Annotated in this window: 5 protein-coding genes; all 5 read left to right on the top strand. The window is 71.2% G+C overall.

The window, feature by feature from the left end; genetic code table 11:
* Positions 1-1,460: MtrAB system histidine kinase MtrB (gene mtrB, locus D8M35_RS14325; RefSeq protein WP_148113385.1), on the top strand; the 1,460-nt coding region annotated here is incomplete at its 5' end.
* On the top strand, positions 1,460-3,139 hold the full coding sequence (locus D8M35_RS14320; RefSeq protein ID WP_126892454.1) for a GerMN domain-containing protein: 1,680 nt from the start codon (positions 1,460-1,462) through the stop codon (positions 3,137-3,139). The genes mtrB and D8M35_RS14320, both read left to right, overlap by 1 nt.
* A gap of 98 nt (positions 3,140-3,237) precedes the next feature.
* Positions 3,238-3,972, top strand: a complete 735-nt coding sequence (locus tag D8M35_RS14315; protein WP_126892453.1) for a ComF family protein — start codon at positions 3,238-3,240, stop codon at positions 3,970-3,972.
* A gap of 205 nt (positions 3,973-4,177) precedes the next feature.
* On the top strand, positions 4,178-4,894 hold the full coding sequence (gene raiA, locus D8M35_RS14310) for a ribosome-associated translation inhibitor RaiA (protein WP_126892452.1): 717 nt from the start codon (positions 4,178-4,180) through the stop codon (positions 4,892-4,894).
* Positions 4,895-5,040: 146 nt separating this feature from the next.
* On the top strand, positions 5,041-7,947 hold the full coding sequence (gene secA, locus D8M35_RS14305) for a preprotein translocase subunit SecA (protein WP_174234757.1): 2,907 nt from the start codon (positions 5,041-5,043) through the stop codon (positions 7,945-7,947).
* Positions 7,948-7,949 lie beyond the last annotated feature (2 nt).

Genomic DNA, 7,949 nt, shown 5'->3' with positions numbered 1-7,949 from the left:
CGCAGCGTCGCGACCAGATCGAGTCCGAGTCGGCCCGAGCGACGATCGTCGCGCAGGGCATCTTCGACGCCGCCACCGCGGCCGAGGACAACAACCAGACCGAGCTCGAGACCCTGCAGAGCGAGGCGCAGCAGGCGATCCTGTCGAACACGACGAGCCCGGGCGGCACGAGCATCGCCATCGAGCGGACGCCGGGGCAGTCGACGCCGCAGACGCTGCAGAACCTGGCGAGCCAGGACTTCCCGGACGCCGTCATCACCGACGCGCTGCGACGCGAGGTCGCGAAGGACACCGGTCGGCTGAGCCTGCAGCCCGTGCAGCTCGACGACGGCGGCCGGCGCGAACCGGGCCTGGCGGTCGGGTCCGTCCTGCAGGTCCCCAGCGCCGGGCAGTACGAGCTCTACATCGTGTACGACCTGTCCGACGCGCAGCAGACCCTCGACTTCGTGTCGCAGACGCTCTCCGTCGGCGGCGTCGCCCTCATCGTCCTCATCGCGCTCGTCACCTCGCTCGTGGTGCGGCTCGTCGTCGTGCCCATCCGCGGCGCTGCGGAGACCAGCCGCAAGATCGCCGCCGGACGACTCGACGAACGCATCCCGGTCCGCGGTCACGACGACATCGCGATCCTGGCGCGCAGCTTCAACGACATGGCGGACGCGGTCAGCCGGCAGATCACCCAGCTGGCCGAGCTCTCCCGCGTGCAGCAGCGCTTCGTGTCCGACGTCTCCCACGAGCTCCGCACGCCCCTGACCACCATCCGTCTCGCCGGCGACATGCTCTACGACTCCCGACACGCCTTCGAACCGTCGGTGGGTCGCTCCGCCGAGCTCCTGCACGCGCAGGTCGAGCGCTTCGAGCTGCTGCTCGCCGACCTGCTCGAGATCTCGCGCTACGACGCCCAGGCAGTGCAGCTCGACACCGAGCCGGTCGTACCCGCGGCGCTCGCCGCCGACATCGTCGAGGAGTTCCAGCCGCTCGCCGACCGCGCCGGCGTCGACCTGCAGCTCGTCACCCCCGGCGGCCACACCACGATGCAGCTCGACGCGAAGCGCATCCGTCGGATCCTGCGCAACCTCGTCGGCAACGCGATCGAGCACGGTGACGCGAAGCCGGTCCAGGTCGTCGTCGACAGCGACTCCCGCTCCGTCGCCATCGCCGTGCGCGACCAGGGCGTCGGCATGCCCCCGGAGGACGCCGCCCGGGTCTTCGACCGGTTCTGGCGGGCCGACCCGAGCCGCAAGCGCACCATCGGCGGCACGGGGCTCGGGCTCGCGATCTCGCTCGGCGACGCCAACCTGCACGGCGGTCGGATCGACGTCTGGTCGCGCCCGGGCGAGGGCTCGACGTTCGTGCTGACGCTGCCGCGCGGCGAGGCGCTCGGCACGGCGACGTCGGCGATCCCGCTGCCCGAGCTCGACGAGACCTACGACGGACCACGCGCCGTCCGGGAGGACCGCTGATGCGTGCACGACTCCGGACCCTGGTGGCGACGACGCTCGCGGCCCTGACGGTCGTCGCCCTGACGGCGTGCGCGGCGATCCCGACCGGCGGCGGCGTGCGCACCGGGCAGTCGGTGAAGGACGAGGCGATCTCCGGCTTCGAACTCCGCCCGGACCGACCGGTCGCCGGCGCGGACCAGACCGCGATCCTGCGCGGCTTCGTCGCAGCCGGCACCGGTGCGCAGGACGACTACGGCACCGCACGCGAGTTCCTCGCGAAGGGCTTCGCCGAGAAGTGGAACCCCCGCCGCGGCGTCACCGTCCTGCAGGGGAGCGGCGCGATCGAGCGCGTCGCCGACCGCGAGCTCACCTACACGCTGACCGCCAGCGCGACCGTCGACGCCGACGGCGAGTACACCCAGGCGGTCCGGCCGACGACGTCGACCCTGACCTTCCAGTTCGTCCGCGAGGACGGCGAGTGGCGCATCGCCTACGCCCCCGACGGCATCATCCTCACCCCGGTCAGCTTCGAGTCGCAGTTCCAGCAGCACGCGCTCTACTTCTTCGACCCGACGTACCGGTACCTGGTGCCGGACGAGCGGTGGTTCCTCGCCCGGTCGTCCACGAGCACGCGCATCGCGAGCGCGCTGCTCGCCGGACCGTCCGACTGGCTCAAGGGCGCGGTGGTCTCGGCCTTCCCCGAGGGCACGCAGCTCTCGCTCAACGCGGTGACGATCGAGAACGGCTCCGCCCTCGTCGACCTGTCGAGCGACGCCCTGCGTGCGAGCAACGACGACCGGGTGCGGATGCGCGAGCAGCTCACCCGGTCCCTCGCGTCGGTCGCCTCGGTGTCGTCGGTCTCGATCACGAACGAGGGGGCACCGTTCGCCGTGCCGGAGCAGCAGGGCACGCAGGCGCGGCTCAACCCCGACGTCGACCCGCGCCCCCTCGTCGACCACGACGACGAGGTCGGGTACGCGACGACCAACGGTCGGGTCGCCGGACTCGGCGGCGACACGAGCACGACCATCGCCGCCCTCGACCCCCGGTCGTTCTCGCTCTCGGGCTCCGGCACGGTCGCCGCGGTCGGCAACGCCAGCGGTGTGGTCGTCGTGCGCGGCCGGGACGCGTTGCGCATCGACGCGACCCAGGGACTCGTCCCGCCCACCCTCGACGACCTCGGGTTCGTCTGGGTCGGCCAGGGCGGCGACACCGGCAGGGTCACCGCCTACGGACTCGGCGGGGACCCGCACCCGATCGCCACGACGCTGCCGCTGGGCAACCTCGTGTCCTTCCAGGTGTCCCGCGACTCCACCCGGGCCCTCGCGCTCATCGAGACGTCGGACGGGCCGGCCCTCTACGTGATGGCGATCGTCCGGAGCGGTGACCGCACACCCACCGGGCTCGGGTCGCCCGTCCGCGTGCAGGCAGCCACCGGCGACGCCGTCGGTGCGGCGTGGGTGAACGACAGCGACGTGGTGTCGGTCGGCCAGACGGACACCGGACCCGAGGTCGTCCGGTCGACGGTCGGCGGCCAGTCGACGACGCTGCCGAAGCCGGACGGGACGGCCGTGTCGGTCACCGGCGGCAGCGGCGGCTCGGTGCTGCTCCGGATGTCGGACGGGACGGTCCTGCAGTCCACGGGTGGTCGCTGGGACACCACGGGCGTCACCGCGGACGTGCTCGGCACGCAGCGCTGACCGCAGCCGTCCCTGCACAGGCGGCACGGCCTGGAGGCGCGTCCACCGTCCGCCTCGTCGCCCCGCCCGGTCCGACGATCCGTCCCCACGATGGACGCATGTCCTCGACGAACTCCCGTCCCCGGCGCACCGGGGCCCCGGCCGGTGCCTGGGCGGACGCCGTCCTCGCCCTGCTCGGACTCGTGCTCCCGGTGACGTGTCCCGGGTGCGGCGCTCCTGACCGCGCGGTGTGCCTGACCTGCCGTGACGCCCTCGACGCGGAACCGCTGCGACGACGCCTCGTCGCCGGGGTCCGGCTCGACGCGGCCTTCGCCTACCGGGACACGGTCCGGGCACTCGTCCTCGAACTGAAGCTGCGTGGCCGGACCGACCTCGTGCCGGTGCTCGCGCCCCGCTTCGGCGCGCTCGTCGACCGCGCGCTGGCCGACGTCCCGGGCGCGCTGCTCGTCCGGGTGCCCCCGTCGCGGACCGGTGCCCGGCGTCGTGGGTTCGACCCGGTCGTCCTGCTGCTGCGCCGGGCGCACGCGGCACGACGGCGCTCCTGCCGTGCGCCGCGGGGTGCGCTCCGGCGGGACCGCCGGCCGTGTCGGGGAACGAGAGGGCCGTACTCGTCCGGTACCCCGGCCGCCCACGGGCAGAAGGGACGGACCGCACTCGAACGGGTCGAGGCCACGGTGGGGACCCTCCGCGCCGCGCACGTGTCGGGCCGCGACGTGGTGGTGGTCGACGACGTCGTGACGACGGGCGTCACCATGGCCGAGGCGGTGCGCGCGGTCCGGGCGGCCGGGGGTCGGGTGGTGCGGTGCGTGGCGCTCGCCGAGGTCGAGGAGTGACTGCCCGCCGCGGCCCGCGGCCTGCCGCCGGGTCGCCGTGTGGACGCCGGGTGTCCGGACGGTGACGGCTGAGCGTCCGGTGGGTGTCCGGTCGGATCCGCCGGTCGGCCGTGACGCCACCTCGTCGCGGGGTCTAGCCTCGCGGCAAGGCGTTCGGGATCGCCGGATGGAGGCGACGCGCCGAAGTACGGATGGGAGCCGCCACATGGACGTGACGATCACGGGCCGGAACGTCGGGGTCACCGATCGATTCCGCACCTACGTGGAACAGAAGTCCGAGAAGATCGACGTGCTCGCCGACCGCGCCCTCGCCTTCGAGGTGCGCCTCAGCCGCCACAACGAGAAGTCCGGGGGCTCCGGGGGTGAAGACCGCGTCGAGCTCACCCTGATCGGTCCCGGGCCACTGGTGCGGGCCGAGTCCGCCGCCTCGGACAAGTACGCGGCGTTCGACCTGGCGTTCGCCCGCATCACCGAGCGCCTGCGCCGTGCGCGCGACCGCCGCAAGGTGCACCGGGGACGCCACCGCCCGACGTCGGTGGCCGAGGCCGCCGGGACCGGGTTCGAGCACATGGGCGTGACACCGGCCGACGGACGGCTCATCGAGACCGTCGCGACCGGCGCCGTCCCCGTGGTGGAGGAGTCGCACGACGACGACGCCGAGGTCTACTCGCCGGTGGTGATCCGCCACAAGGTCTTCGCCGAGGCCCCGATGACCGTCGACGACGCGCTCTACCGCATGGAGCTCGTCGGGCACGACTTCTACCTGTTCGTCGACGCCGAGACCCGACGCCCGAGCGTCGTGTACCGCCGCAAGGGTTGGGACTACGGCGTGATCGGCATCGACCAGGACGGCGAGACCGGCACCGACGCCGGAGCCGCGACCGCCGACGACGAGCGGAGCCGCTCGGCCGCCGTCGCGTGAACGACCCCTCGGCATGACACGGGCGTGCGTGGTCTGCGGACCGCGCACGCCCGTCCGTCTCCCAGCGCACGGCTCTGCCGGGTTGCTAGCATGACTGGCTGTTCGGATCGCGCAGGTCGCGCGCGACGACCCCGTAAGGAGCTCACGTGGCAAACGTGCTGGAGAAGGTCCTCCGCATCGGCGAAGGACGCACCCTCCGACGGCTGAAGGCGTACGCCTCGGCCATCAACGACCTCGAGGACGACTTCGCGAGCCTCACCGACGAGGAGCTCCAGGACGAGACGAAGGAACTCCGCGAGCGCTACGCCAACGGGGAGTCCCTCGACGACCTCCTGCCCGAGGCGTTCGCCGCGGTCCGCGAAGCGGCCAAGCGCACCCTCGGCATGCGGCACTTCGACGTGCAGCTCATGGGTGGCGCGGCCCTGCACCTGGGCAACATCGCGGAGATGAAGACCGGTGAGGGCAAGACCCTCGTCGCGACCACCGCCGCGTACCTGAACGCGATCCCGTCGCGCGGCGTGCACGTCATCACCGTCAACGACTTCCTCGCGTCGTACCAGTCCGAGATCATGGGCCGCGTCTTCCGTGCGCTCGGCATGACCACGGGCTGCATCATCGCGAACCAGTCGCCGTCCGAGCGCCGCGAGCAGTACGCGGCGGACATCACCTACGGCACGAACAACGAGTTCGGCTTCGACTACCTGCGCGACAACATGGCGTGGCAGGCGTCGGACATGGTGCAGCGCGGCCACTACTTCGCGATCGTGGACGAGGTCGACTCGATCCTCATCGACGAGGCCCGCACGCCGCTCATCATCTCCGGTCCGTCCTCCGGCGAGGCGAACCGCTGGTTCACCGAGTTCGCGTCGATCGCCACCCGCCTGATCCCGGGCGAGGACTACGAGGTCGACGAGAAGAAGCGCACCGTCGGTGTCCTCGAGCCCGGCATCGAGAAGGTCGAGGACTACCTCGGCATCGACAACCTGTACGAGTCGGCGAACACGCCGCTGATCTCCTTCCTGAACAACTCGATCAAGGCCGTCGCCCTGTTCAAGAAGGACAAGGACTACGTCGTGATGAACGGCGAGGTGCTCATCGTCGACGAGCACACCGGCCGCATCCTGATGGGTCGTCGCTACAACGAGGGCATCCACCAGGCGATCGAGGCGAAGGAGGGCGTCGAGGTCAAGGCCGAGAACCAGACCCTCGCGACCGTCACGCTGCAGAACTACTTCCGCCTCTACCAGAAGCTCTCCGGCATGACCGGTACCGCCGAGACCGAGGCGGCCGAGTTCATGTCGACGTACAAGCTCGGCGTCGTCCCGATCCCGACGAACAAGCCGATGCAGCGCATCGACCAGACCGACCTCGTCTACAAGAACGAGAAGGCGAAGTTCGAGCAGGTCGCCGTCGACATCGCCGAGCGCCACGAGAAGGGCCAGCCCGTCCTCGTCGGCACCACGAGCGTCGAGAAGTCGGAGTACCTGTCGAAGCTCCTCGCGAAGAAGGGCGTCAAGCACGAGGTCCTCAACGCGAAGAACCACGCACGCGAGGCCGCGATCGTCGCCCAGGCAGGTCGACTCGGCGCGGTGACGGTCGCCACGAACATGGCCGGCCGCGGTACCGACATCATGCTCGGCGGCAACTCCGAGTTCCTCGCCGTGCAGGAGATGCACGACAAGGGCCTGTCCCCGACGGAGACGCCGGAGGAGTACGAGGCCGCGTGGGACGACGTCTTCGCCGCGGTCAAGAAGACCGTCGAGGAAGAGGGCGACAAGGTCCGCGAGGCCGGCGGCCTGTACGTGCTCGGCACGGAGCGGCACGAGTCCCGCCGCATCGACAACCAGCTGCGCGGCCGTTCCGGCCGTCAGGGCGACCCCGGTGAGAGCCGCTTCTACCTGTCGCTGACCGACGACCTGATGCGCCTGTTCAACTCCGGTGCCGCCGAGAGCCTGATGGGCCGCTCGAACGTGCCGGACGACATGGCGATCGAGAACAAGCTCGTCAGCCGCGCGATCCGGTCCGCCCAGGCGCAGGTCGAGGGCCGCAACGCCGAGATCCGCAAGAACGTCCTGAAGTACGACGACGTCCTCAACCGGCAGCGCGAGGCGATCTACAGCGACCGCCGCCACATCCTCGAGGGCGACGACATCAACGACCGCGCGCAGTCGTTCCTCAAGGCCGTGATCGACGACGTGATCGACACGCACACCGGCGAGGGCTCCCCGGACGACTGGGACCTCGACGCCATGTGGACCGAGCTCGGCACGCTCTACCCGATCTCGATCTCCATCGACGAGGTCATCACCGAGGCCGGGTCGAAGGGCAAGGCGACGCGTGAGTTCCTGGCGCGCGAGATCCTGTCCGACGCCAAGCTCGCCTACCAGCAGCGCGAGGAGGTCCTCGGCGACGAGGCCATGCGCGAGCTCGAGCGCCGCGTGGTCCTCTCGGTGATCGACCGTCGCTGGCGGGACCACCTGTACGAGATGGACTACCTCAAGGACGGCATCGGTCTCCGTGCGATGGCGCAGCGCGACCCGCTGGTCGAGTACCAGCGCGAGGGCTACGCGCTCTTCCAGAGCATGATGGGCCAGATCCGCGAGGAGTCGGTCGGCTACCTGTTCAACCTCGAGGTCCAGGTGCAGTCGGACGGCGACAACGCGGTCATCGAGGCGAAGGGGCTCGGGGAGTCCGAGGCGACCGGTCTCGAGTACTCGGCACCGTCGATCGACGGCGAGGTCGAGGTGCGCGACGAGCGCGGTCGCCTCGAGCAGGCCGCGACCGCACGGGCGCAGCGCGCGCAGGCCGAGGCCGAGGCCGCTGGTCCGGAGCAGGGCTCTGCGTTCGGCAACGCGGCGACCGCGTCCGGGCCGGCCGCCGCGGCGGGGAAACGGGCGGGGGGGCGTCCGGCCGCCAAGAGGGGGTGGGCCGCCCCCACGACGGGAGGGGGGGCGAACGGGAGAGCGTCGGGGAGGGAAAGGGGGGGCGCGCATGTGTATATGTGGCGTGGTGCCGCGGCAACACAAAAAAAAACATCAACTGCCATGCTATGACA

Source organism: Curtobacterium sp. HSID17257 (assembly GCF_003989515.1).
Classification (GTDB): Bacteria; Actinomycetota; Actinomycetes; order Actinomycetales; family Microbacteriaceae; genus Curtobacterium.
Note: the sequence above shows the minus strand (reverse complement) of the source record. Positions and strands in the feature narration are given on the sequence as shown.